Below are 23,500 nucleotides of genomic sequence, written 5' to 3'. Positions count from 1 at the left end.
CAGCGCTCAGCGCGGCGGGTGGGCGAGGTCCAGGCAACCGGCGACGCGGCCGGCGACGTCCTCCGCGTACGCCGCGTCCGCGCGCTCGAAGGGGCGGCGGCTCGCCGAGCGCAGGAACGTCGCCACGCCCAGTGTCCGGCCCCGGCTGCGCAGCACCACGCACAGCGCGTGCACCGTGTCAGCGGGCCACTGGCGGGTGCGTGCCCACTGCTCCGCCGTCGCGCGGTCCGCGAGCCCGGCGCTGGCGCGCACCGACCCGGTGCGCTCCGCTGCCTGAAGTGCCGGATGGCCCTGGACGTACCGCACCGGGATACGGCCCCCGGTGACCGGGGAGCACGGGCCGCCCGGCCCGGCAGGTGTACTCGCGGCCCGGACCAGCCGGACCGGGTCCTCACCCGCCACCAGGTCCAGCAGCACATGGTCGGCGAAGCCCGCCAGCGCGAAGTCCAGATGGACCGTCGCCGCCTCCGCCGGGTCCTCGCACTCGGCGGCGGTCAGGCCCGCGCGGTGCAGCTGGTTGGCGCGGAAGCGCAGCAGCGCACCTTCCTGCTCGAGCTGCCTTGCCTCGGTGACATCGTGGAAGAACCAGCCGACACCCAGCGGCACCGGTTCCTCGGCGAGCGGCGACGCGAGCCGTACGAAGCCGCTGCGCCAGCAACGGCGCTCGCTCTCCACCAGCTCGCCGGAACCGCCCTCGGCCTTGCCCCGCAGGGTCACCCACAGCTCGGACGGCTCGGGTGGCGCGCCCTCCGCCAGGACGTGCTGGAGCGCACTCTCCAGTTCCTCCACGCCATGCGACAGCAGGTCACCCAGGGGGCGCCCGAGCAGCTCCGTACGCCCCATGCGCAGTGCACGCGCCGCGTAGGCGTTGACGACCGCCGGGCGCAGATCGGCGTCGATGAGGACGACGCCCCACGCCGCGTCCTCGAACAGCGCCTCGCTCAGTGCGATGGACCGTTCCAGGTCGATCTGGGCGTGCACCTCGCTGAAGGCGCAGTAGACGCCCGCGGGGCGGCCGTCGGCGCCGCGTACGCCCCCGGACTGGGTACGTACGAGCACACGGCCGCCGTCCTTGGTGACCAGCGCGAACTCATGGACCTGACGACCGGGGGCACGCATCGCACCGAGCAGCCGCTCCTGCACCTCGTCCGCGTCCGCGGTGCGCACCGCCCAGCCCGCGAAGCCGCGGCGGCCGACGGCCTCCTCGGCCGTCCAGCCGAGGATGCGCTCGGCCTCCCGGTTCCAGTGGGTGATGACGCCGTCGGCGTCGAACGCGCACAGCGCCGCGTCCATGCCGTCCAGGAGCGCGGCGAGCAGGTCGGAATCGTCGCAGTCGGTCGGGGGCGCCGACGGCTCCGGGTCAGGCTCCGACGGGGGCGAGGAGGAACCGCGCCGCGAGGGGGCGCCGGAGTCCGCGGCGCGCGCGGGGCCGGATGGCGGCCGGGAAGCAGTCACCTGGCACCTCCTGCTGGACGGCTGCATGTGCTGCATGTCGGATCATTCAAGTCCAACGTGACGCAGCCCACAGCGTGTTCCCGGAAATTGGTGCGGGGCGGAAATGCGGTTGTGCACGGCGGGGCGGGTGCCTAGCGTGTGCCGTACACGAGAAGGGAGGTGGTTCGGCAGATGTATGAAATCCGGACGCGTGAGGTGGCTGCGGGCTAGCGGTCCGTCGTCGCGCTCTGCGCACCGCCGGATGCACACGTGTGTGTGCCGCCGGCCCAATCCCAAGCAGTCACCCGACCCGCGAGCTGCCGGTACGTCCGACCGGCCCCCATCCGCCGCCCAGGCGCTGGGGTCAGGCTCGCGGGTCGTCTGCGTTCGCGCTCGCCGCTGCGGCCGCCCCGCGAACGCGCCCCGCGCCTCCGGCCCGGGCTCTCCCCGCCCGCAGGCGGACCGCGGCGGACCGGAGATGCTCAGCGCAGCGTCACGGGCAGAGGCGTTCGATCGTCCAGCCGCCCGGCTCCTCGGTACGGACGTAGCGGAGACGGTCATGGAGGCGGTTTTCCCGGCCCTGCCAGAATTCGACCGTCTCCGGGCGGACCCGGAAGCCGCCCCACTCCGGCGGCACCGGCACCTGCTCCCCCGGCGGATAGCGGTCCGCCAGCTCCCGGTACATGCGGTCCAGTTCCGCCCGGCCGGCCACCGTCGACGACTGCCGGCTCGCCCACGCACCCAGCTGCGACCCGTGCGGACGAGTACGGAAGTACGCGGCCGTCTCGTCGCGGCCGATCCGCTCCGCCATGCCGCCGATGATCACCTGGCGGGCGATCGGGTGCCACGGGAAGAGCAGCGAAACGTACGGGTTGGCGGCCAGTTCACGGCCCTTCCGCGAGCCGTAGTTCGTGAAGAAGACGAAGCCGCGCTCGTCGAACTGCTTCAGCAGCACCGTCCGCGAGCTGGGCCGCCCCTCGGCGTCGGCCGTGGACACCACCATGGCGTTGGGCTCGAACATCCCGCTCGCCGCGGCCTGCTCGAACCAGCGGGCGAACTGCTCCATCGGCTCCGCGGCCAGGTCCACCTCTACCAGCCCCGCCGCCCGGTAGTGCTCGCGCATGGCAGCCGGGTCCAGGGAGCGTACGGGCGTTGCTGCGATCGGGTGTTCCGGGTCGACGTGAGGCACGGGGTTATCTTGCAGCATGTGCGGTGCGGACTCCCGCGCTGGGCCCCACGGTCACCCTGCTCGCTCCCGCGCCGCCACCCGTCGAGCGCGCTCGGGCGCCAGCCGAGTCTGCCCCCGCCTGATCCGCCCTAACCCTCCCCGACGGAAATGGCGAGCTGTGCCGCATCTCACGCTTCCCCCGCGGCTGCCCAACCCGCCACAATCGTGCGCCGGACCGCTGCGGCGTAAGGACAGAGCGAGATATCGTCCGCCCTGTACTGACCTGTATCGACCGGTGAACAACCGTCCATGATCGCGGCACGACCGTACGCAGGGCCCGGCACCCCTCACGGACCCTGTCCTGCCGCGGCGGGGTGAGCACCACCCTCGCGGGGCATCACCGGGGTGACTGATACGGCCGCGAGCCGCACGCGGCGGCCGCGTAGCCGTCCCGGCGCCGTAGTCAACCCTGACAGCTCGGTCACAAGCCGCATGTCGACCACATCTTGAGGAGCCGCCTGATGTCCGACTTCGTACCCGGACTCGAGGGAATCGTCGCGTTCGAGACGGAGATCGCCGAACCCGACAAGGAAGGCGGCGCGCTCCGATACCGAGGGGTCGACATCGAGGACCTGGTGGGCCAGGTCTCCTTCGGGAACGTGTGGGGTCTGCTGGTCGACGGCTCCTTCAACCCCGGCCTGCCGCCGGCCGAACCGTTCCCCATCCCCGTTCACTCCGGTGACATCCGGGTGGACGTGCAGTCCGCCCTCGCCATGCTGGCCCCCGTCTGGGGCCTCAAACCCCTGCTCGACATCGACGCGGCCCAGGCGCGCGAGGACCTCGCGCGCGCCGCCGTGATGGCCCTGTCGTACGTCGCCCAGTCGGCGCGCGGCCAGGGGCTGCCGATGGTTCCGCAGAAGGAGATCGACAAGGCCGAGTCCATCGTCGAGCGGTTCATGATCCGCTGGCGTGGCGAGCCCGACCCCAAGCACGTCAAGGCCGTCGACGCGTACTGGACCTCGGCCGCCGAGCACGGCATGAACGCCTCGACCTTCACGGCGCGGGTCATCGCCTCCACCGGCGCCGACGTGGCGGCCGCCCTGTCCGGTGCCGTGGGTGCCATGTCGGGTCCGCTGCACGGCGGCGCGCCGTCCCGTGTGCTCGGCATGATCGAGGAGATCGAACGCACGGGCGACGCCGTCGCGTACGTCAAGCGGGCCCTCGACAAGGGCGAGCGACTCATGGGCTTCGGCCACCGCGTCTACCGCGCCGAGGACCCGCGGGCGCGCGTGCTGCGGCGTACGGCCAAGGAGCTGGGCGCCCCGCGCTACGAGGTCGCCGAGGCGCTGGAGAGGGCGGCGCTGGAGGAGCTGCACAACCGGCGTCCGGACCGCGTGCTGGCCACGAACGTGGAGTTCTGGGCGGCCATCACGCTGGACTTCGCCGAGGTCCCGGCGCACATGTTCACCTCGATGTTCACCTGCGCCCGCACCGCCGGGTGGAGCGCGCACATCCTGGAGCAGAAGCGCACGGGCCGTCTCGTACGCCCCTCCGCGCGCTACGTCGGCCCCGGGCCGCGCAGCCCGCGCGAGATCGAGGGCTACGAGGACATCGTCCGCCGCTGAGCCCCCGCCTCAGTCCGCGCCTCGGCCTCCAGGGTCGGGGCGCGGTTGGTGTCCGCTACCGCAGGACGCCGTCCAGAATGCGCGCCCACTGCTCCACCACGCCCGCGCGGCGCGGGCCGTCGTCCGTGAGCAGATTCGCCAGCCCCAGGCCGCGCGCCATGTCCAGCAGCCCCTGCACGGTCTCCCGCACCCCCGGCACGCTCTGGTCCGCGCCGAGCAGCTCCACCGCCATGCGGTGGGTCTCCCGGCCGATCCGCGCCTCCAGGTCCGTCACCCGCGGACGCAGCTGCGGCTCGTTCGAGGCGGCCACCCACAGGTGCAGCGCCGCCCGGAACAGCGGGCCGGTGTAGAGCCCGACCAGCGCCTCGACGACCGCCCGGGTACGGGCCGGGGACGGGGATTCGGGCAGCGTCCCGACCAGTTCCCGCAGCGCCGCCGAGCGCTCCTCCGCGACGTGCTCGACCGCTGCGGTGAACAGGTCCTCGCGGGTCGGGAAATGGTGCTGGGCCGCGCCGCGCGAAACACCGGCCCGTTCGGCGACCACCGTGACCGTACTGCCGCTCCAGCCGTGCTCGGCCAGGCAGGCCACGGCGGCCTCCAGCAGCCGCCGCCGGGTGGCGCGGCTGCGGTCCTGCTTGGGGGCCGACCCCCGGGCGGGCCCGGCGGTCACCGCGCCCATACGGGGTCCCTCCGCTCCAGGAAGGCCGTCATCCCCTCGCGGGCCTCACCGGAGGCGAACAGACGGGCGGACAGTTCGGCCAGGGCCTCGGTGTCCCGGTCGAAGACCCGCAGCACCTCGCCGGTGACCAGCCGCTTCGACTCCGCCAAGCCCTGCGGGGAGCCTTTGCGCAGCCCGTCGAGGACCGGCTCCAGCGCCTCGTCGACGGCGCCGTCCGTCGCGATCGTCACCAGTCCGATCCGGGCCGCCTCCGCCGCCCCGAACCGCTCGCCGGTCAGGTAGTAGCGGGCGGCGGCCCGCGCATCGAGGCGGGGCAGCAGCGGCATCGAGATCACAGCGGGCGCGAGACCAAGGCGCGCCTCGGTGAAGGCGAAGCTCGCGCCCGGTCCGGCCACCGCGATGTCGCAGGCACCGAGCAGGCCCAAGCCGCCCGCCCGTACGTGCCCGGTGACGCGCGCGACCACCGGCTTCGGCAGCTCGACGATGGTGCGCAGCAGCCGGGCGAGCCCCAGCGGCGCGTCCGTCGGGCCGTCCGACGCACTCACCTCCGACAGGTCGGCCCCTGCGCAGAAGGTGTTTCCGGTGTGGGTGAGCAGTACGGCCCGGCTGCCAGGGTCCTCGGCGGCCTCGGCCAGCGCCTCGTACAGCTCGCCGACGAGCCGCGCCGACAGCGCGTTGCGATGGTGCGGAGAGTCGAGGGTGAGGGTGGTGATGCCGCGCTCGGCACTGCACCGCACCACGCGTCCGCTCTGCTCTGTGGCTGCTGCTTCGTGCATATGGCTGGAACTCCCTTCGCGCGCCTTACCGTACTGGCCTGGTCAGTAGGACTTGGGCAGGCCCAGGGACTGGTGCGAGACGTAGTTGAGGATCATGTCGCGGCTCACGGGCGCGATGCGGGCGACCCGGGCCGCGGTGATGAGGGAGGCGAGGCCGTATTCACGGGTGAGGCCATTGCCGCCGAGGGTGTGCACGGCCTGGTCCACGGCCTTCACGGCCGCCTCGGCGGCCGCGTACTTCGCCATGTTCGCGGCCTCGCCCGCGCCCATGTCGTCGCCGGCATCGTAGAGGTGGGCGGCCTTCTGCATCATCAGCCGCGCCAGTTCCAGCTCGATGTGGACCTGGGCGAGGGGGTGGGCTATGGCCTGATGGGCACCGATCGGGTCCTTCCACACGGTCCGGGTGCGGGCGTAGTCCACGGCGCGGGAGAGGGCGTACCGGCCCATGCCCAGCGCGAAGGCGGCCGTCATGATGCGCTCGGGGTTGAGCCCCGCGAACAGCTGCAGCAGACCGGCGTCCTCGTCGCCGACGAGCGCCGGAGCGGGCAGCCGCGCATCATCCAGCGTCAGCTCGAACTGCTTCTCCGGAGCCGCGAGTTCCATGTCGATCGGGCGGCGGCCGAAACCCGGCGTGTCGCGGGGGACGATGAACAGACACGGCTTGAGCTTGCCCGTCCTGGCGTCCTCGGTACGGCCCACGATCAGGGTCGCGTCGGCGATGTCGACACCGGAGATGAAGACCTTGCGCCCGCTGAGGATCCAGTCCTCGCCGTCGCGGCGGGCGGTGGTGGTGATGCGGTGCGAGTTGGAACCCGCGTCGGGCTCGGTGATGCCGAAGGCCATGCGGAGGCTGCCGTCGGCGAGACCGGGCAGCCACTGACGCTTCTGCTCGTCGGTACCGAAGCGGGCGATGACGGTGCCGCAGATGGCAGGCGAGACGACGAGCATGAGCAGCGGGCAGCCGGCGGCGCCGAGCTCTTCCAGCACGATGGACAGCTCGGCGATGCCGCCGCCTCCGCCGCCGTACTGGGTGGGCAGGTTGACGCCGAGATAGCCGAGCTTGCCGGCCTCGGCCCACAGCTCGTCCGGGTGCTTGCCGTCGTGGACGACATCGACGGCGTACTGGCGGCCGTAGCGACTGCCGAGCGCGGCGACGGCGGCGCGCAGGGCGCGGTGCTCGTCGGATTCGATGGTGGTGGTGACGGGGGGCATGTGCGGCTCCTTTTGTTGGACGGGCGGTGCCGGGCCGTACGGGACGCCGTACGTGGACGGCAAGCGGGCCGTGCCGGGCCTGGCGCGGAGCGGGGCGTTCGTACGCCGAGCCGCGGCCGTCTGCAGCTCGGCTGCTTGCGGGGCCGTGCCCGGCCGTACCGGACGCCGTACGTGGACGGCGAGCGGGCGCTGCCGGGCCTGGCGCGGAGCGGGGCGTTCGTACGCCGAGCCGCGGCCGTCTGCAGCTCGGCTGCTTGCGGGGCAGTGCCGGGCCGTACGGGACGCCGTACGTGGACGGCGAGCGGGCCGTGCCGGGCCTGGGGCGGAGCGGGGCGTTCGTACGCCGAGCCGCGGCCGTCTGCAGCTCGGCTGCTTGCGGGGCAGTGCCGGGCCTGGGGCGGAGCCGGGGCCTCCGGGGTGGGGGTCCTGGACTGCGCGCCCTCGGGCCTGGCGGCCCTGGACACACTTTTACGTCCAGGACCCCCACCCCTACGACCCCGTCTCCTCAAGTCCATTGCCGGGTGCCGGTCTGTTCCGGCGAGGCATCGTCGGCTACGACCGCGAGCAGGGCGCCGACCTCCACCTGTTGGCCGGGGGCAGCGTGCAGGGCGGTGAGCGTGCCGGCGGCGGGAGCGGAGACGCGGTGCTCCATCTTCATCGCCTCCAGCCAGAGCAGTGGCTGCCCGGCCTCGACCCGATCCCCCACGGCCACGTCCGCGACCCGGACCACCGTGCCGGGCACCGGCGCGAGGAGGGACCCGGGCTCGGTACGGGCGGTGGGGTCAGGAAAGCGGGGTAGGGCAGTGAACGCATACGCCCCAAGTGCCGAATCCACGAACACCTGCGGATGCTGAGTACCGGGGTATGCGGCGACGTCGAAGGCCCTGCGTATCCCTTCGACTTCAAGGACCACGTGGGCTGGATGGGCCTCCAGGAGCCGTACGTCCGGGAAGTCGTCGGTCACCAGACGGTCTCGGGTGAGGCGATAGCGGACCTCGAGCTCGGTGCCGTCCGGCTCGGAGCGATATCGCTTCGACTGGGGTCGGGAGGGCACGTTGCGCCAACCGCCGAGCCGGGAGACCGCGCGGGTGGCACTCATCCGCGTCGCCGCGTCCGCAAGGGCCGCGGCCAGGGCCACGATTCGCTCGGCGGACTCGTGTCCAGGGGCCGTCAGCTCCGAAAGGTTGCGGTCGTAGAAGCCGGTGTCCAGGCGGTCCGCCGCGAACTCCGGGTGGCGCAGGGAGCGTACGAGCAACTCCCGGTTGGTGACCGGGCCATGGATACGGGCCTTCTCCAGGGCTTTGGCCAGGCCGCGGACCGCCTCCGCGCGCGTGGGTGCCCAGGCGATGACCTTGGCGAGCATCGGGTCGTACTGGGGACCGATGACGTCCCCGTCGCCGTAACCGGAGTCCACCCGCAGTCCCCCGGCATTCAGCGAGTCGATCGACATCCCGCCATCCCCACCCGCCGGATATGCCCCAGAACCACCGTGAACCGGGTCGACCGGCCCGCCACCCCGGACGGCCGGGTGGCTACGGGAGGAGTCGGGGTCGTAGGGGGTGGGGTCCTGGACGTAAAAGGGTTTGCAGGGCCGCCAGGCCCGAGCAGGCCCAGTCCAGGACCCCACCCCCGGAGGCCCCGGCTCCGGCACCACACCCCAGCCCGCACCCGGAACTCCCGGGAAATGAAACCTCCGCAGCACCCCCGTCTGCGGTTGCCACTCCCGCGAGGGATCCTCCGCATACAGGCGGGCCTCTACCGCATGGCCATGCGGAGACGGCCGCTCCGGGGCCAGCCGGTGCCCCTCGGCCACCCGCAGTTGAAGGGCCACCAGGTCAACGCCGTACACGCACTCCGTGACGGGATGCTCCACCTGCAGACGGGTGTTCATCTCCAGGAAGTACGGCCGCCCGTCCCGCGAGAGCAGGAACTCCACCGTTCCCGCGCCCACATAACCGATCGCGCGGGCAGCCTCTACGGCAGCGCCGTGGAGTTCGCTCCGCAGCTCCTCGGAAAGCCCCGGTGCCGGGGCCTCCTCGATGACCTTCTGGTGGCGGCGCTGGAGGGAGCAGTCGCGCGTCCCCAAGGCCCAGACCGTGCCATGGGCATCGGCGAGGATCTGCACCTCCACGTGCCTGCCGCGTTCGACGTACGGCTCGACGAAGACCTCGCCGTCACCGAAGGCCGACGCCGCCTCCGAGCGGGCAACGGCCAACTCGGCTGGCAGGTCTGCCAGTTCTCGCACAAGCCGCATGCCGCGTCCGCCGCCGCCCGCAGCCGCCTTCACGAGCAGGGGCAGGTCCCGGGCCGTGGCCCGGTCGGGGTCCACCGGTGCCAGCAGCGGGACCCCGGCCGCGGCCATGATCTCCTTGGCCCGCGTCTTGGACGCCATCACCTCGACAGCCTCCGGCGGCGGCCCGATCCAGACCAGCCCGGCGTCGCCGACGGCACGGGCGAAGTCCGCGTTCTCGGAGAGGAAGCCGTAGCCGGGGTGAACGGCGTCCGCGCCGGCAGCCAGGGCAGCCTTGATGATCAGGTCGCCGCGCAGATACGTGTCGGCCGGAGCGTTGCCGGGGAGCCGTACGGCCGCGTCCGACTCCCGTACGTGCAGGGCATCCGCATCGGCGTCCGCGTGGACGGCCACGGTGGCGATGCCCAGTTCGCGGCAGGTACGGAAGACGCGGCGGGCGATCTCTCCGCGGTTGGCGACAAGGACAGACTCGATCACGGGTGATCCCCTCACATCCGGAAGACGCCGAAGCCGCCCCGCGCGCCCTGGATCGGCGCGCCGTGGACGGCCGACAGGCACAGGCCGAGGATGGTGCGGGTGTCGCGCGGGTCGATGACCCCGTCGTCGTACAGCCGCCCCGACAGGAACATCGGCAGCGACTCCGCCTCGATCTGCTGCTCGACCATGGCGCGCAGCGCCGCGTCCGCCTCCTCGTCGTACGGCTGCCCCTTCGCCTCCGCCGCGGCGCGGGCCACGATCGACAGGACGCCCGCGAGCTGCTGCGGGCCCATGACCGCGGACTTGGCGCTGGGCCAGGCGAAGAGGAAGCGGGGGTCGTACGCGCGGCCGCACATGCCGTAGTGCCCTGCGCCGTACGACGCGCCCAGCAGGACGGAGAGATGGGGAACGCGGGAGTTGGAGACCGCGTTGATCATCATCGCGCCGTGTTTGATGATGCCGCCCTGCTCGTACTCCTTGCCGACCATGTAGCCGGTGGTGTTGTGGAGGAACAGCAGGGGGATGTCGCGCTGGTTGGCGAGCTGGATGAACTGCGCGGCCTTCTGGGACTCGGCGCTGAACAGGACGCCCTGGGCGTTGGCGAGGATGCCGACCGGGTAGCCGTGGATGGCCGCCCAGCCTGTCGCCAGGCTGGTGCCGTACAGCGGCTTGAACTCGTCGAAGTCCGAGCCGTCGGCGATCCTCGCGATCACTTCGCGCGGATCGAAGGGCACCTTGAGGTCGTCGGGAACGATGCCCAGCAGCTCGTCCTCGTCGTACTCCGGCGGCTGGGCGGGGGCTGGATCGGGGTGCGCCTTGCGCCAGTTGAGGCGGGCGACCACGCGGCGGGCCTGGCGCAGCGCGTCGGGTTCGCCGAGCGCGAAGTAGTCGGCGAGCCCGGAGGTACGGGCGTGCATCTCGGCGCCGCCGAGCGACTCGTCGTCGCTGGTCTCTCCGGTGGCCATCTTGACCAGCGGCGGGCCGCCGAGGAAGACCTTGGAGCGCTCCTTGACCATGATCACGTGGTCGGACATGCCCGGTACGTACGCTCCGCCCGCCGTCGAGTTGCCGAAGACGACGGCGATGGTCGGAATTCCGGCCGCGGAGAGGCGGGTGAGGTCTTTGAAGAGGGCCCCGCCCGGGATGAAGATCTCCTTTTGGCCGGGCAGGTCGGCGCCGCCCGATTCGACGAGGCTTACGACGGGCAGGCGGTTGGCGTAGGCGATCTCGTTCGCGCGCAGCGCCTTCTTCAGCGTCCAGGGGTTGCTGGCTCCGCCTCGTACCGTCGGGTCGTTGGCGGTGATCAGGCACTCCACGCCCTCGATCACCCCGATACCGGTGACGATCGAGGCGCCGACGGTGTAGTCGCTGCCCCAGGCGGCGAGCGGCGACAGCTCCAGGAACGGGGTGTCGGGGTCGAGCAGCAGCTCGATGCGCTCGCGGGCGAGGAGCTTGCCGCGCTCCCGGTGCCGTGCCACGTACTTCTCGCCGCCTCCGCCGATCGCCTTGGCGTGCTCGGCCTCGAGTTCGGTCAGCTTGGCGAGCATCGCGCCCCGGTTCGCGGCGTACTCGGGGCTCGCGGTGTCGAGGACGGACGCCAGCACGGTCACAACAGCACCTCCGGTATCTCCAGATGACGGGAGCGCAGCCACTCCCCGACGGCTTTGGCCTGGGGGTCGAAGCGGGCCTGCGAGGCGACGCCCTCGCCGAGCAGCCCTTCGACGGTGAAGTTGAGGGCGCGCAGGTTCGGCAGGACGTGGCGGGTGACCGGCAGGTCGGCGGTCTCCGGCAGCAGTTCGCGGAATCGTCCGACGGTCAGGTCATGCGCCAGCCACCGCCATGCCTCGGCCGTACGCGCCCAGACGCCGACGTTCGCGCTGCCTCCCTTGTCGCCGCTGCGGGCCCCGGCGACCAGGCCGAGCGGCGCGCGGCGAGTGGGGCCGGGCGGCAGCGGCTCGGGCAGCGGCGGGGGCTCCACCTCGGCCGGCGGGCGGGTGCGCGGGGCGGCCGGAACGGGGATGCGGCTCCCGTCGGGCAGGACGGCCGTGTGCGGGACGCGCGCCGGGTCCACGTACACCGCCTCGAACACCCCGTACGGCGCGCCCTTCTCGGGCGGGGCGGTGAGATGGAAGCCGGGGTAGCCGGCCAGGCCGAGTTCGACCGCCGCGCTGCTGACCGCGCGGCCCACGGGATCCGGGTCGGGGTCGCGGACGACGAGCCGGAGCAGCGCACTGGCCTCTTCCTGTACGGGCGCGTCGGCGCGGTCGGTACGGGCCAGGGTCCACCGCACCTCGGCCGGGCGCCTGCCGCGGGCCAGAGCGGCCTCCATCTGGTCCCGTACGAGCGCCGCCTTGGCCTCGATGTCGAGACCGGTGAGGACGAACACGACTTCGTTGCGCCAGCCGCCGAGCCGGGTCAGGCCGGCCTTGAGGGTTGGAGGCGGGGCCTCCCCACGGACGCCGGCGACCCGTACCCGGTCGGGGCCCTCCTGGGTCAGGCGTACGGAGTCCAGCCGGGCCGTGACGTCGGGCCCGGCGTAGCGCGCGCCTGCCGTCTCGTACAGCAGCTGTGCGGTGACGGTGCCGACGGTGACGGCGCCCCCCGTGCCGGGGTGCTTGGTGATGACGGAGCTGCCGTCGGGGTGGAGTTCGGCTACGGGGAAGCCGGGGTGGCGTACGTCGTGCTCGGTGAAGAAGGCGTAATTGCCGCCGGTGGCCTGGGCGCCGCACTCCAGGACGTGCCCGGCGACGACGGCGCCGGCAAGGGCGTCCCAGTCGTCGGCTGCCCAGCCGAAGCGGGCGGCCGCGGGGCCGGTGACAAGCGCGGCGTCGGTGACGCGGCCGGTGATGACGACGTCGGCACCGGCGCGCAGACACTCGGCGATGCCCGCGCCGCCCAGGTAGGCGTTGGCGGTGAGGACGCTGTCGCGCGCCGGCAGGGGGGATCCGGGCTGGAGCAGGTCGTCGCCCTCGACGTGGGCGACGCGTACGGGCACGCCGACTTTCTCGGCGAGTTCGTGTACGGCGCCGGCGAGCCCGGCCGGGTTGAGACCGCCGGCATTGGTGACGATCTTCACGCCCCGGTCGGCGGCGAGTCCGAGGCCGTCTTCGAGCTGGCGCAGGAAGGTCTTGGCGTAGCCGCGGCTGGGGTCCTTCAGGCGGTCGCGGCCGAGGATGAGCATGGTCAGCTCGGCGAGGTAGTCACCGGTGAGGACATCCAGCGGCCCGCCGGTGAGCATCTCGCGGACGGCGTCGAAGCGGTCTCCGTAGAAGCCGGAGGCATTGCCGATGCGCAGCACCTCGCTCATGTCGCTCCCCTCTGGGCGTGGCTCGCGCCGAGAACGCGGCGCGTTGACGAGCTGTCAGCGTGCCGGGCGTCCGACAGCGTGGCAGCCCCGCAAGAAACAAGCAAGCGTGCTTGCATGATTTTTTGAGCCCGCGGCTGCTTCACGCCAAGGTGTGTGATTACATCGCCTCTGACTCTTGTCGAGGCGTACGACGGCCGGGTCTCCGAGCGACGCTGGGACTGGGTCATCTCCCGCATCCGTGTTGCGGAGATCGGAAAAGAAGAGGCCCGTCGAGCCCGCAGGCTCCTGGCCGACGTGGGTCTGCACGGCCACAAGTACGCCATCGATGCTCTGCTGGCGGTCGTCGCCCTCCAACAGCCCGGACACGTCACCGTCTTCACATCGGACGTTGACGATCTGGAGAAGCTGCTGCCGAAGACCGTGCTCGTTCGGGCGGTCTGACCTTGGGCGGGGCACGCCTGTCGGTGCGGGCTGCGGCGTCGCGGGATGGCCGGCTGCCGGCCGTGAGCTGAGTGGTGGGGTTCGGCACTGCGTGCCAACCTGGATTCGTGGTCGGGCATCGCCGGGCGACCCCGCCGGCCACGATGATCGCCGCGTGCCCACGGCGTCTTCTCGGACCGCTCCGCGGAAGGAGATGGCCGCGATGAATCCCGCTCCCACCTACCCGCTGCGCGTCGAGGCGGCGCTGGATCCCCGGCTGTCCCGCTGGCTGTGGCTGGTGAAGTGGATCCTTGCCCTGCCGCACTACATCATTCTGTTCTTCCTGTGGATCGCGTTCCTGCTCGTCAGCATCGTCGCGTTCTTCAGCATCCTGATCACCGCCCGCTATCCCCGGCCCCTCTTCGACTTCAACGTCGGCGTCATTCGCTGGAGCGCACGTGTCAGCTACTACGGCCGCGCGGTGCTCGGGACCGACAAGTACCCGCCGTTCACACTCGGCGATGTGCCCGACTATCCGTTCCACCTCGATGTCGAGTACCCCGAGCGGCTGTCCCGGCTGCTGGTCCTGGTCAAGTGGTGGCTGCTGGCCATTCCGCACTATGCGGTCGTCGCGATATTCGTCGGCACCGGCTGGGGGCACCACCACCACTTCGGGCTGATCAGTCTGCTGTCCCTGATCGCGGTGGTGATTCTGGCCGTCACGGGAAGCTATCCGCGGGCCCTGTACGACTTCCTCATGGGTCTTGTCCGCTGGACGCTGCGGGTGCTCGTCTACGCGGCCCTGATGACCGACCAGTATCCGCCGTTCCGGCTGGACATGGGCGGCCGGGAGCCCGTCGCCGAACAACCCCCGCCCGGCGCTTGAGTTCCAGCGATCATCGCAACTCCAATCTTGGGGGACCGATGCTTGAGGCAGTGGCTGCGGCTTCGTCGCGCTGGTGCTGCCGATGCGCCGCAGGCGATCGGCAGGACGGTGAGGCGCGCCCATGCACCCGTCGAGCGGCGTGAGCCACCCAGCCAATCGGGGCCGGGTGGCTCACGCACAGGACGTCAGCGGCAACCGCCGGTCAGCCGCCCGGCCGCCGGTCAGCGGCCCAGCTTCGCCTTCAGCTTCTTGCCCTCCGGCGACTCGCTCAGGGTGTTCCACAGCTTCGCGGAGCTGGTGGAGGTGTACACACCCGGGGCACCCTGCGCCGCGCAGCCGTCGCCGTAGGAGACGACGCCGATCTGGATGCGCTCCTGGCGGCCGGGCACCGTACGGAACATCGGGCCACCGCTGTCACCCTGGCAGGAGTCCTTGCCCTCGACGCCCGCACAGATGTTGACCTTGGAGTTGTACTCGCCATAGCTCACCTTGCACTCGGCGTGGGAGAGCAGCGGCACCTTCACCTCGCGCAGCCGGTCGGGGAAGTTCGGCATGTCGGTGTCGGTGTTGCCCCAACCGGTGACGGTGGCCTTCGCGCCGGGCCGGATCAGCGCGTCGGTGCCCGGCGTCGGGAGCTTGATGGGCGCAATGCCCGTGACCGGCCGGGCCAGTTCGAGGAATGCCACGTCATAGGCGTCCTGCCCCTTGAGATAGCGGGGGTGGACGACAATGCCGCCGGGGTCGCCCTCGCCGAAGGACTTTCTGACGTTCCGCACCTGGCCCTGCCGGGAGTTGGACAGCACGGTGCGGCCGACGGCGACCTGAATGTCCTTCGGGTCGGTGTCCACGACACAGTGAGCGGCGGTCATGACCACGTCCTGGCTGATCAGGCTGCCACCGCAGAACTGCCGCTTGAGCGCGCTGCCGGGCCCCTTGGTGAGCAGTGCGGTCATGAACGGGTACGCGTCGCTCGACACGTCGCCGCCGCCGATGATGCGGGCGCTCGGACGCGAACGGTCGGCGGACGGCGCCGCCTGTCCGGCCTGGGCCGCCGGGGCGGCCGCCGCGAGCAGGGCGACGGCCGCGCCCGAGGCAAGGCCGGCGGCAGCTATTCGCTGCACGCGACGCCGGGAGAGAGAAAGCCGCATGGGGGGTGATCTCCTCTGGTAGGAAATGAGACTCCGACAGGCGTAATCGGGCGCACCCGTTCAACCCAACTTGCCTGCGCAGTAGCGACGTTGGCCCACGATAGAAGTCATATCGAGATCACGTCAAAGAATTCCGAAGAATTTTCGGCAGGCATGGTTTGGGAATTGACGGAATGCAACCCACGCCAATCGTTCAGACGTCGAATCCGCCGCCGAGGTTTATCGCGACCCGCAGTTTCTTTCGCGAGCCGGCATCACAGCCCGTCGGAGGTACGGCCGGTCAGCCCCTCGGCCAGGACCTCGGCCAGATGACGTGCGCGCCGCCCCGCCAACTGGTCCAGCTGCGTACGGCAGGAGAAGCCGTCCGCCAGCACCTCCGTGCCCTGTGCCGCGGCCCGTACGGACGGCAGCAGCTGCTCCTCCGCGCAGGCCACGGAGACCTCGTAATGCCCGTGCTCGAAGCCGAAGTTACCGGCCAGGCCACAGCAGCCGCCGCTCAACTCGCCCGTGAGGCCCACTCGCTCCCGCAGCTTGCGTTCGGCCGCGTCGCCGAGGACCGCGTGCTGGTGGCAGTGCGTCTGTCCGGCCACCGGGCGTTCGATGCGCGGCGGTTGCCAGCCCGGCGCGTACTGGTCCAGCGACTGGGCGAAGGTGACGACGGCACCGGCGAGGCGTTCCGCCCGCGGATCGGCCGCGCCCAGCAGCTCGGGCAGGTCAGTGCGCAGGGTGGCCGTACAGCTCGGTTCCAGCCCGACGACCGGCAGGCCGGCCTCGAGCGCCGGCGCCATGACGTCCAGGGTGCGGCGCATGACCGTACGGGCCCGGTCCAGCTGTCCGGTCGACACCCAGGTGAGACCGCAGCACACCGGGCGCGGCGGCAGGAGGACCCGCAGCCCGGCAGCCTTCAGGACTGCTGCCGCCGAGTGGCCGACCGACGGCGAGAGGTAGTTGGTGAAGGTGTCCGGCCACAGCACGACGGAGCCGCGGGCATCCATGTCCGAGGGCCAGGAGGCACGGTTCCGGCCGCGGGTGAACGGCTCGGTGGCGAGCGCCGGGATCGACCGCTCCGGAGCGATCCCGGCCAGCCGCTTGGCGACCGCGGCGGCCGGCCGGATCCGCACGGCCGCGCCCAGCAGCGGCGTCAGGCGGGCCGCGGCCGCGGCCCGCAGCCAGACCGGCAGCCATCCCATCGCGTAGTGCGCGGCGGGCCGCACCCGGCCCGCGTAGTGGTGGTGCAGGAACTCGGCCTTGTACGTGGCCATGTCGACCCCGACCGGGCAGTCGCTGCGGCAGCCCTTGCACGACAGGCACAGGTCGAGCGCCTCCCGCACCTCCTCCGAGCGCCAGCCGTCCGTCACGACCTCCCCGGCCAGCATCTCGTGCAGCAGCCGCGCCCGCCCGCGCGTGGAGTGCTGCTCCTCGCCGGTCACCCGGTACGACGGGCACATCACGCCGGTACCGACCGTGGGATTACGGCACTTGGCGACACCGACGCACCTGCGCACCGCGGCGGAGAAGTCCCCGCCGTCGTGCGGGTAGCCGAACTCGACATCCACCGGCTGCTTCGGCAGCACCGCGAAGCGCAGGTTCTCGTCCAGCCGGTGCGGGCGGGCGAGCATCCCCGGGTTCAGGCCGCCCGCCGGATCCCACAGGTCCTTGAACTCCTCGAAAGCCCGGACCAGTTCCGCCCCGTACATCCGCGGCAGCAGCTCGGCCCGCGCCTGACCGTCTCCGTGCTCCCCCGACAGCGAGCCGCCGTGGGCGACCACCAGGTCGGCCAGGTCGGTGGAGAACTCCCGGAACCGTCGGATGCCCGCGTCGCTGAGCAGGTCGAAGTCGATCCGGACGTGGATGCAGCCGTCGCCGAAGTGCCCGTACGGCGTCCCGCGCAGCCCGTGTTGCGCCAGCAGGCCGCGGAAGTCGCGCAGATACGCCCCCAGCCGGGCGGGCGGCACCGCGCAGTCCTCCCAGCCCGGCCAGGCCTCGCTGCCGTCGGGCAGGCGCGTCGCCGTGCCCGAGGCGTCCTCGCGCAGCCGCCACAGGGCGCGCTGCCCTGCGGGGTCGGTGACCAGGGCGTGGTCGGTGGTGCCGTCGGCGGCGGCCCGGCACAGCTCCTCGGCACGCGCCCGCGCCTCCTTGGGGCTCTGCCCGCCGACCTCGGCGAACAGCCAGGCGCCGCCCCTCGGCAACCGCGCCGCCGCGGCCCCCGGAACCAGGTCCGTCGCCATGCCCTCGACCGTCAGCGGCCGGAACGGGAGCAGCGTGTGCGCGGCATCTGCGGCGGCGCTCTCGTCGGCATAGCCGAGGACGGCGAGGACCCGGGCACCGGGGACGGGTACGAGCCGTACGGTCGCCTCGGTGAGCACGCCGAGCGTGCCCTCGCTGCCGGTGAAGGCCCGCGCCCAGTCCGCGCCCTTCTCCGGCAGCAGCTGGTCGAGTGCGTAACCGGAGATCCGGCGCGGCAGATCGGGGAACCCGGTGCGCAGCAGGGCCAGCCGCCCGGCGACCAGGGCCTCGGCGCCCTCCCGCAGCCGCTCCGGCAGGCCCTCCGTGCGGTTGCCACGGCCGAGCCGGGCGCGCTCGCCGCCGTAGGTCAGCACCTGGAGCTCGTGCACATTGTCGGCGGTGGTTCCCCAGGCGACCGAGTGGGAGCCGCAGGAGTTGTTGCCGATCATGCCCCCGAGGGTGCAGCGGGCGTGCGTGGACGGGTCGGGACCGAAGGTCAGCCCGTGCGCGCCGGCCGCCGCGCGCAGATCATCGAGGATCACACCGGGCTGGACTACGGCCGTCCGCGCCTGCGGGTCCACGGAGACGATCCGGTCCATGTGCCGGGTGAAGTCCAGCACGACCCCGACGCCGGTGGCCTGCCCGGCGATGGACGTGCCGCCGCCGCGCGGCACCACCGGGACACCGTGCTCGCGGCACACGGCGAGCGCGGCGGCCACGTCGTCGGCGTCGCGCGGGGTGACGACCGCGTCCGGAACCCGCCGGTAGTTCGACGCGTCCATGGTCATCAGCGCCCGGCTCGCCGAGTCCGTGCGGACCTCGCCCCGTACGGCCGCCCGCAGCGCCCGCTCCAGCGCCGGGGCATCCGGCCGCGTGTCCCGCTGTGCGTCCCGAAGATCAGCCATGCGCATAGCCTGCCCACTGCCCGGCGGCCCATCGCAACCCCTGGCGCCGCGTATCCCGGGACCCGACGGCGACATCTGTCTCACCCGGTGGACCCGCACCCGGATGCCCCGCCCGGACGGATTACGCTGCATCCGTGGCTGAGATCCAGATTCCCGCTGACATCAAGCCCGCCGACGGTCGATTCGGCTCGGGCCCGTCCAAGGTGCGTACGGAGGCGCTCAGCGCCCTGGCTGCCACCGGTACCTCGCTGCTCGGCACCTCCCACCGCCAGGCCCCGGTCAAGAACCTGGTCGGCCGGGTCCGGGACGGTATCCGCGCACTGTTCGCCCTGCCCGACGACTACGAGGTGGTCCTCGGCAACGGCGGCTCCACCGCCTTCTGGGACATCGCGACCCACGGCCTGATCGCCCGCAAGTCGCAGCACCTGTCCTTCGGCGAGTTCTCGTCGAAGTTCGCCAAGGCCGCGAAGCTCGCGCCGTGGCTGGAGGAGCCGACGGTGATCTCCTCCGACCCCGGTACGCACCCGGAGCCGCGGGCCGAGGCGGGCGTGGACGTGTACGGCTTCACGCACAACGAGACCTCGACCGGTGTCGCCGCGCCCATCAAGCGGGTGGCGGGCGCCGACGAGGGGGCGCTCGTCCTGGTGGACGCCACCTCGGGCGCCGGCGGCCTGCCCATCGACATCACCGAGACGGACGTCTACTACTTCGCACCGCAGAAGTGCTTCGCGGCGGACGGCGGCCTGTGGCTGGCGGCCTTCTCCCCCGCCGCCCTGGAGCGCGCCGCCCGCGTCCACGCCTCGGGCCGGCACATCCCCGAGTTCTTCTCGCTGCCGACCGCGATCGACAACTCGCGGAAGAACCAGACATACAACACCCCGGCGCTGGCCACGCTCTTCCTGCTGGCCGACCAGCTGGACTGGATCAACGGGCAGGGCGGCCTGGAGTGGGCCGTGCAGCGCACCGCGGACTCCTCCGCGCGGCTGTACGGCTGGGCGGAGAAGTCCTCGTTCGCGACCCCGTTCGTCACCGACCCGGGCAAGCGCTCGCAGGTCGTCGGCACGATCGACGTCAACGATGACATCGACGCCGCCGCCATCGCCAAGACGCTGCGCGCGAACGGCATCGTGGACACCGAGCCGTACCGCAAGCTGGGCCGCAACCAGCTGCGGGTGGCGATGTTCCCGGCCGTCGACCCGGCCGACGTCGAGGCGCTGACCGCTTGCATCGACTACGTCGTCGACCGCCTCTGACGGATCTGTAGGTATGTGACTCCGCTCCCCCACCACCGGCTGAAGCCGCTGGTCCCAGACTGATGGGCGCGGCCCCGGCGGCATGCCGGGGCCGCGTCTTCGCTCTCGGCTCGCCTCCGGGCTCCCCCTGGGGGCACTTCCCCAGCTCCTCCTGGAGGTATCCCCACCCGGGCCGTCAGGGCCCAGGAGGACGACCGCTGGGGGATTTCGACACCGGCGCGCCCTTCTGGCTCGCTCGCTGGTACGCGCTGTTCGGCCGTCAGCGGCGGCGGAGCGCCCTGCGGGCGCCCATGATGAGCAGGGCCGCCGCGGCAATCGTCAGCACACCGACGGAGAGGTTGTGCTGCCCGAAGACGGACTCGTCACCGGCGCCTCCCGCATGCGCCGGGCGGTTCCGCTCCCGGTCCTCCTTCGCCGCCGAGTCCGGGAGCAGATCGTGCGGCAGCGACACCCGCGTCACCTGGCCGCGCACCCCCTCCGTCCCGTACATCAGCGCCCGCCCGTCGGTAGTGAAGGTCACCGACTCGCCCTGCGGCTGCACCGGCATGTTCGGCTGGCCGATCCGCTGCGGCTTCCCGTCCTGCCAGCGGTACATGGCGGCGGAGAAGTAACTGCGGACCACCAGCCTGCTGCCGTCGGGTGAGAAGGCGCCGTCGGTCGCCCACAGGTCGATGTCGGCGATCCGCCGGAAGGTGTTGATCCCGGAGCTGGACAGCGACGCCGGGCCCTCGTACAGCGCGCCGCCCTTCTCGTTCTTGCTGACGATGTAGACCCGGCCGGTCTTCGGATGGACCATCAGCGACTCGGCGTTCCGCGGGCCGCCGTCGTAGCGGACGGTGTAGCGCTCCGGGGTGACGGTGGTGTCCCGCAGCTCCCCCGGCTCCGGGAAGCGGTAGATCCACACCTCCGGCCAGCGGCCGCCGAGGTTGTCGCCGATGTCGCCGACGTAGACCTGGCCGTCCGGGCCGACCGAGATCGCCTCGATGTCCCGCGGCTCTACGCCTGCGAGGGTGACGGTCGCGACCGTACGCCCGGTACCGCTGTCGACGGCGTAGACGTACGGGCCGTCGTCGCTGTCGTTGTGCGTCCAGAAGATGCCGGGGTGCGCATGGCTCGCGGCCAGCCCGCTGGACTCCTTGATCCGCGGGTCCGTCATGGTGAAGGAGTGCGCGGAGCCGCCGCCGGCGGACGTCGGTGGTGCGGGGGCAGCGGCCGGGAGCAGAGCGAGGGCGGCGGCACCGAGGCCGTGAGCTAGCGAGCGCATGACCCCAGCCTGCCACCGGTCGGAGTGCGGAGCGTCACGTCGTAGTCCAGCCGCGTCACGACCCTCCGCCGTGTACCTGATCCCCGGCCGGTGACGGCCCTCCCGGAAGAGGGGCCCGGGTGAATGGATCAGAGGCTGATGCCGGCCTTCTTGGTGAGCCTGGTGAGCCTGGGATTGCTCCTCTTGTGGAGGGAAGTGAGCACCCGAAGCAATTCCTGGCTGGTCGGATGGACCTTCGCCATCTGCGGGGCGGCTTCCCAAGCATCATCCAAGGAGTCCAGGGCACCTTCCCTGTCATGCAGGGCCAGCTTGGCCCTGGCGACATTCATGTGCAGGGGACCGATCCGAGTCGCAGGAAGTGTCAGACCCTGACGAGTGAGGTCTTCCGCCGTTCCGAGTGCTTCCCTGTTCTGCTCAAGGTCCACGTCGGTGGCGACAGCGTGAATGGCGGTGTTCTCGGGCCCGAAGTGGATGCCGTGGTCGTCCGTATCGGCGTCGAACTGCTCTGCGGCTTTCCAAGCCGCCTTCTTGTGCCGCTTGGCCTCCGCCTTGTCCCTCAGGCGCCCGGCGAGGGTCAGGCCCCGGAGATGGAGCAGGCCCAGGCCCAACGCTTTGTCGCGCCCTGCGAGGTCCGCTTCGGCCTGCACAATGGCCCGATCGACGATGGCGAGGCCGCCGAGGAAGTCTCCGCCGTTGAGGAAGGTCCCGGCTTCGTCACGGGCCGCGATCGCCGCCATCAAGGGAGTCGCTCGCTCGGCGGCACGGGCCTGCTTCATCACGGCCAACTCGGCGAGCACCATCCAGCGGTGCCGGGCAGCCAGCCAGTAGACCGTGCTGTACACGTCGGCGACCACGCCCCAGTCCTCAGGTCGGCCGGTGGCGTGAGCATGGTTCTGCGCTTTCGAGAGCAGCCCGGGGAGCTTGTACATCACCCCGCGTAGATCAGCCTCGCCACGGAGCCTGAAGATTTCCGCCAGCTCGAACCTCAGAGTCTCCGGGGCAGCGGGAGGCTCGCCAGGGAGGTCGAAACGCCGGATGACCTGGCCCAGCTCGTGAAGCTGTCCCTCTTCATCGGGCCGTACGGGTGCTTTGCCGAGAAGCTCGTCCAGGGTGATGCCCATAGCCGTGGCGAGTGCGGCAGCTACACCCTGGCTGAGTGCCCGGTCTCCGACTTCCATCTTGCTCAGCAGAGACGTAGACACACCAGCCTTGCGGGCCAGCTTCTCCTGACTCATGTCGCGGGCCTTGCGCAGGAGGGCGACGTTCCTTCCGGGTCCAGGGGTCTTCGTCGTCATAGGTCAAGTCTTCCCTGAGGCGGTTCCCTTACAGCCATGGTCGCAGGACGGCGTGCAGTGCGCTGTGCGTGTGTGCAAGAACTGTGCAAGTCCACCTGGACTCACCGTAGTTGACTGTGCAGCAGGCAGTGAACGAGCCATTCACAACACAGGGGAGTCGAGAATGCCCGGCACCGCAGACAGCCGCACCAAAGCGGAAAGCGGCGAGGTGATCGCCGCGAACGCGGCGAAGGAACTGCGAGAGAGCCTGTCGCTCATCGGAGTGAAGTTCCCGTCCCTGCGTGGTGATGGGGTCGCTGGTGGCGATTCGCCCATGGTGTGGCTCGGCGGCTGCAGGGCCGAAGAGGCCTTCACTCTGTCGAACTGGATCAGAAGGAAGCTCACCGGATAAGCCGCACTCCATGGTCCGCCCTCCTCGCGCGGAAGGCCCGACCGGCCTCACACCGTCGGGCAGTGGTCCCCCGTCCCTGCGCGGGGAGGGCTCTCAAGTCCCGTGCCCGGTCGTGCCCCCCTGAGAGGACAGGTCGAGCGGCCGGGGGCGGCCGGCACGGTCCAATCGCCCTCAACCAGGAGAACCCGCCCGAAATCTCCTCGGTGAAGATAATCGCTGTCGGCATACGTCAGCCCGAACGAGAATGAAAACGTCCCCATTGGTCTGCGATGAGCGGATCCGCTCCTACCCAGCGAACCGGCAGCGGAAAGGGATCCTGCAATCTGCGAAATCTCTCCTCGGCGCGCCACTGCTCCCGCACTGCCGCTGCCAGGTCTTCGGTGGCCTGGCTCAAGCGATCAGAGAATTCCTGGGCAGGCGCCTGAGGCTCAGTATGCACGAAGCTTGGAAGCAAGCCGATGAGGCCGACGAACAGAGCCAAAGCGCTGGCCCACTTGTCGATCCTGTCCAATTCTCTGAGCGAGAAGAAGAATATGGTCGTGCCCAATACGGCGCAGATCCGTACGGCCTTGACCACTCGTGGCGTCCACCGCCATCTCATGGGATCACTCCGTCACGCCACAGTTCGCTGCTGTCAGCAAGCCTCCACCAGGGCATCGGTTGATGTCCCACGAAGACCAGAAGTGACCGCCCTTTGCTGGATATGACAAGGCGCCCTCCCGAGCCTGAATTCGATCGCATGCCGGAGCCACTGACGCAAGGCCGCTCGAGCGGATCCCAGTC

Annotated in this window: 18 protein-coding genes; 5 read left to right on the top strand and 13 right to left on the bottom strand. The window is 71.3% G+C overall.

Annotated features, from left to right (window positions below; genetic code table 11):
* Positions 1 to 6: 6 nt before the first annotated feature.
* Together ACY34J_RS04525 and pdxH are read right to left on the bottom strand one after the other, a co-directional pair.
* Positions 7 to 1,482, bottom strand: coding sequence for a PAS domain-containing protein (locus ACY34J_RS04525; RefSeq protein ID WP_462725200.1), 1,476 nt, complete (start codon positions 1,480 to 1,482; stop codon positions 7 to 9).
* Between the two features lie 445 nt (positions 1,483 to 1,927).
* Positions 1,928 to 2,557 carry a pyridoxamine 5'-phosphate oxidase gene (pdxH, locus tag ACY34J_RS04520; protein WP_462725199.1) on the bottom strand — a complete coding sequence of 210 codons (630 nt, stop codon included), beginning with the start codon at positions 2,555 to 2,557 and terminating at the stop codon, positions 1,928 to 1,930.
* Between the two features lie 566 nt (positions 2,558 to 3,123).
* On the opposite strand from pdxH, the gene ACY34J_RS04515 reads away from it, so the two are divergent.
* Positions 3,124 to 4,227 carry a citrate synthase 2 gene (locus ACY34J_RS04515; RefSeq protein ID WP_462725163.1) on the top strand — a complete coding sequence of 368 codons (1,104 nt, stop codon included), beginning with the start codon at positions 3,124 to 3,126 and terminating at the stop codon, positions 4,225 to 4,227.
* A 55-nt stretch (positions 4,228 to 4,282) separates the two neighbouring features.
* Here the strand turns inward: ACY34J_RS04515 and ACY34J_RS04510 are convergent, their stop codons facing one another.
* From ACY34J_RS04510 to ACY34J_RS04485, 6 genes are all read right to left on the bottom strand, one after another.
* Complete coding sequence (locus ACY34J_RS04510; RefSeq protein WP_462725162.1) at positions 4,283 to 4,906, bottom strand: TetR/AcrR family transcriptional regulator; 624 nt, start codon at positions 4,904 to 4,906, stop codon at positions 4,283 to 4,285.
* Complete coding sequence (locus ACY34J_RS04505; protein ID WP_462725161.1) at positions 4,894 to 5,682, bottom strand: enoyl-CoA hydratase family protein; 789 nt, start codon at positions 5,680 to 5,682, stop codon at positions 4,894 to 4,896. Before ACY34J_RS04505 ends, ACY34J_RS04510 begins: the two co-directional genes overlap by 13 nt.
* A 42-nt stretch (positions 5,683 to 5,724) precedes the next feature.
* On the bottom strand, positions 5,725 to 6,894 hold the full coding sequence (locus tag ACY34J_RS04500) for an acyl-CoA dehydrogenase family protein (RefSeq protein WP_462725160.1): 1,170 nt from the start codon (positions 6,892 to 6,894) through the stop codon (positions 5,725 to 5,727).
* Between the two features lie 505 nt (positions 6,895 to 7,399).
* A complete protein-coding gene (locus ACY34J_RS04495) occupies positions 7,400 to 9,622 on the bottom strand; it encodes an acetyl/propionyl/methylcrotonyl-CoA carboxylase subunit alpha (protein WP_462725159.1) in 2,223 nt (740 codons plus the stop codon).
* Between the two features lie 11 nt (positions 9,623 to 9,633).
* Positions 9,634 to 11,232: an acyl-CoA carboxylase subunit beta gene (locus tag ACY34J_RS04490; protein ID WP_462725158.1), complete on the bottom strand. Its 1,599-nt coding sequence runs from the start codon at positions 11,230 to 11,232 to the stop codon at positions 9,634 to 9,636.
* Positions 11,229 to 12,929, bottom strand: a complete 1,701-nt coding sequence (locus ACY34J_RS04485; RefSeq protein WP_462725157.1) for an acyclic terpene utilization AtuA family protein — start codon at positions 12,927 to 12,929, stop codon at positions 11,229 to 11,231. The genes ACY34J_RS04490 and ACY34J_RS04485 overlap by 4 nt, the downstream gene beginning before the upstream one ends.
* 153 nt (positions 12,930 to 13,082) lie before the next feature.
* Here ACY34J_RS04485 and ACY34J_RS04480 point away from each other — a divergent pair, with 153 nt between their 5' ends.
* Both ACY34J_RS04480 and ACY34J_RS04475 read left to right on the top strand, forming a co-directional pair.
* Positions 13,083 to 13,370 (top strand): hypothetical protein, encoded by a 288-nt coding sequence (locus ACY34J_RS04480; RefSeq protein ID WP_462725156.1) that lies wholly within the window; start codon positions 13,083 to 13,085, stop codon positions 13,368 to 13,370.
* Positions 13,371 to 13,563: 193 nt separating this feature from the next.
* Positions 13,564 to 14,235 carry a DUF4389 domain-containing protein gene (locus tag ACY34J_RS04475; protein ID WP_462725155.1) on the top strand — a complete coding sequence of 224 codons (672 nt, stop codon included), beginning with the start codon at positions 13,564 to 13,566 and terminating at the stop codon, positions 14,233 to 14,235.
* A gap of 221 nt (positions 14,236 to 14,456) precedes the next feature.
* On the opposite strand, the gene ACY34J_RS04470 is transcribed toward ACY34J_RS04475, so the two are convergent.
* Positions 14,457 to 15,383, bottom strand: a complete 927-nt coding sequence (locus ACY34J_RS04470) for a S1 family peptidase (protein ID WP_462725154.1) — start codon at positions 15,381 to 15,383, stop codon at positions 14,457 to 14,459.
* A gap of 254 nt (positions 15,384 to 15,637) precedes the next feature.
* Positions 15,638 to 18,514, bottom strand: a complete 2,877-nt coding sequence (locus ACY34J_RS04465) for an FAD-binding and (Fe-S)-binding domain-containing protein (protein ID WP_462725153.1) — start codon at positions 18,512 to 18,514, stop codon at positions 15,638 to 15,640.
* 134 nt (positions 18,515 to 18,648) lie between these two features.
* Here ACY34J_RS04465 and serC point away from each other — a divergent pair, with 134 nt between their 5' ends.
* Positions 18,649 to 19,767, top strand: coding sequence for a phosphoserine transaminase (gene serC / locus ACY34J_RS04460; protein WP_462725152.1), 1,119 nt, complete (start codon positions 18,649 to 18,651; stop codon positions 19,765 to 19,767).
* A gap of 259 nt (positions 19,768 to 20,026) precedes the next feature.
* Here serC and ACY34J_RS04455 read toward each other — a convergent pair whose 3' ends face one another.
* Both ACY34J_RS04455 and ACY34J_RS04450 read right to left on the bottom strand, forming a co-directional pair.
* The gene (locus tag ACY34J_RS04455; protein ID WP_462725151.1) at positions 20,027 to 21,031 is read right to left on the bottom strand and encodes a hypothetical protein; all 1,005 of its coding nucleotides are present in this window, start codon (positions 21,029 to 21,031) and stop codon (positions 20,027 to 20,029) included.
* A gap of 128 nt (positions 21,032 to 21,159) precedes the next feature.
* On the bottom strand, positions 21,160 to 22,326 hold the full coding sequence (locus ACY34J_RS04450) for a helix-turn-helix domain-containing protein (protein WP_462725150.1): 1,167 nt from the start codon (positions 22,324 to 22,326) through the stop codon (positions 21,160 to 21,162).
* 163 nt (positions 22,327 to 22,489) lie between these two features.
* Here ACY34J_RS04450 and ACY34J_RS04445 point away from each other — a divergent pair, with 163 nt between their 5' ends.
* Positions 22,490 to 22,717 carry a hypothetical protein gene (locus ACY34J_RS04445; protein WP_462725149.1) on the top strand — a complete coding sequence of 76 codons (228 nt, stop codon included), beginning with the start codon at positions 22,490 to 22,492 and terminating at the stop codon, positions 22,715 to 22,717.
* Positions 22,718 to 22,946: 229 nt separating this feature from the next.
* On the opposite strand, the gene ACY34J_RS04440 is transcribed toward ACY34J_RS04445, so the two are convergent.
* Positions 22,947 to 23,294 carry a hypothetical protein gene (locus ACY34J_RS04440; RefSeq protein ID WP_462725148.1) on the bottom strand — a complete coding sequence of 116 codons (348 nt, stop codon included), beginning with the start codon at positions 23,292 to 23,294 and terminating at the stop codon, positions 22,947 to 22,949.
* Between the last annotated feature and the right edge of the window lie 206 nt (positions 23,295 to 23,500).

It is taken from the genome of Streptomyces sp. HSS9-12 (genome assembly GCF_054963655.1).
This window is presented reverse-complemented; position numbering and strand designations above follow the sequence as displayed.

What these genes read in the sequence shown, in the direction of transcription:
- ACY34J_RS04525 (WP_462725200.1), bottom strand. Translation starts at nt 1,482, where the DNA reads ATGCAGCCGTCCAGCAGGAGGTGCCAGGTGACTGCTTCCCGGCCGCCA.
- pdxH (WP_462725199.1), bottom strand. Translation starts at nt 2,557, where the DNA reads ATGCGCGAGCACTACCGGGCGGCGGGGCTGGTAGAGGTGGACCTGGCC.
- ACY34J_RS04515 (WP_462725163.1), top strand. Translation starts at nt 3,124, where the DNA reads ATGTCCGACTTCGTACCCGGACTCGAGGGAATCGTCGCGTTCGAGACG.
- ACY34J_RS04510 (WP_462725162.1), bottom strand. Translation starts at nt 4,906, where the DNA reads ATGGGCGCGGTGACCGCCGGGCCCGCCCGGGGGTCGGCCCCCAAGCAG.
- ACY34J_RS04505 (WP_462725161.1), bottom strand. Translation starts at nt 5,682, where the DNA reads ATGCACGAAGCAGCAGCCACAGAGCAGAGCGGACGCGTGGTGCGGTGC.
- ACY34J_RS04500 (WP_462725160.1), bottom strand. Translation starts at nt 6,894, where the DNA reads ATGCCCCCCGTCACCACCACCATCGAATCCGACGAGCACCGCGCCCTG.
- ACY34J_RS04485 (WP_462725157.1), bottom strand. Translation starts at nt 12,929, where the DNA reads ATGAGCGAGGTGCTGCGCATCGGCAATGCCTCCGGCTTCTACGGAGAC.
- ACY34J_RS04475 (WP_462725155.1), top strand. Translation starts at nt 13,564, where the DNA reads ATGGCCGCGATGAATCCCGCTCCCACCTACCCGCTGCGCGTCGAGGCG.
- ACY34J_RS04470 (WP_462725154.1), bottom strand. Translation starts at nt 15,383, where the DNA reads ATGCGGCTTTCTCTCTCCCGGCGTCGCGTGCAGCGAATAGCTGCCGCC.
- ACY34J_RS04465 (WP_462725153.1), bottom strand. Translation starts at nt 18,514, where the DNA reads ATGGCTGATCTTCGGGACGCACAGCGGGACACGCGGCCGGATGCCCCG.
- ACY34J_RS04455 (WP_462725151.1), bottom strand. Translation starts at nt 21,031, where the DNA reads ATGCGCTCGCTAGCTCACGGCCTCGGTGCCGCCGCCCTCGCTCTGCTC.
- ACY34J_RS04450 (WP_462725150.1), bottom strand. Translation starts at nt 22,326, where the DNA reads ATGACGACGAAGACCCCTGGACCCGGAAGGAACGTCGCCCTCCTGCGC.
- ACY34J_RS04445 (WP_462725149.1), top strand. Translation starts at nt 22,490, where the DNA reads ATGCCCGGCACCGCAGACAGCCGCACCAAAGCGGAAAGCGGCGAGGTG.